We start from the raw sequence: 878 nt of genomic DNA, 5'->3' as shown, positions 1-878 counted from the left end.
GCCGTGCACATAGGCCTCGCTGAGGCCGCCCCCTCAACACCTCCGGTTCCCACCCCCCGTTCTTCCTCGTGCACGCCGCCGGAGGGACCACCGATGTGTACCGGGGCCTCGTCGAGCGGCTCGGCGGGGAGCGGCCGGTGTTCGGTACGGAGCGGGTCGACGAGGCTCGTACGGTCGTCGAGAAGGCCCGGCGGTACGCGGAGGCCGTGGCCGCCGTGCACCCCGACGGCCCCTGTCTGCTGGGCGGTTGGTCGTTCGGCGGCTTCGTCGCGCAGGAGGCGGCCCGACAGCTCACGGCCGACGGGCGGGACGTACGCCTGGTGGTGCTCATCGATTCCGTACGGCCGCTCCCCCGCCCCGAGGAGACACCGGCCGAACGGATCCGCGCCCACCTCACCGGCTTCGCCCGCCACGTCGCCGACACCTACGGGGTCGAACTGCGGCTGCCGTACGACGAGTTGGCCGCCACGGAGGACGACGGCGCGCGGATCGACACCGTACTGGCCGCCCTGCGCGAGGCCGTCGACGTGCCGCGCGCGGCCCTGGAACACCAGCGGTCCTCCTATGTGGACCTGCGGATCGGCGAGGCCCACCGCCCGGGCCGGCACGACGGGCGGGTGGTGCTGTACCGGGCCACCGAGCCCGCCCCGCACACCGTGCGCGACCCCGCGTACGAGCGGGACGACGAGGCGCTCGGCTGGGACGAGCCGTGCCCGCGGCTGACCGTCGTCCGGGTCACCGGCCACCATCTGTCGCTGCTGGACCCCCCGCACGTCGACGAGATCGCCGCCCATCTGCGGTGGGAGCTCGCCGACGACCACCGCTGAACCCGAGCCCAGGAGAGCCGCCATGTCCGACCCCACCGACCCCACCGACCC

The 878-nt window shown here is 74.4% G+C and carries 1 protein-coding gene; it reads left to right on the top strand.

Annotated elements, in window-relative coordinates; genetic code table 11:
- Positions 1-68 precede the first annotated feature (68 nt).
- Positions 69-827, top strand: coding sequence for an alpha/beta fold hydrolase (locus P1P70_RS45165; RefSeq protein WP_319248370.1), 759 nt, complete (start codon positions 69-71; stop codon positions 825-827).
- Positions 828-878 lie beyond the last annotated feature (51 nt).

The sequence above is a fragment of the Streptomyces sp. MB09-02B genome (assembly GCF_033794485.1).
In the GTDB taxonomy this organism is placed as follows: Bacteria; Actinomycetota; Actinomycetes; order Streptomycetales; family Streptomycetaceae; genus Streptomyces.
Note: the sequence above shows the minus strand (reverse complement) of the source record. Positions and strands in the feature narration are given on the sequence as shown.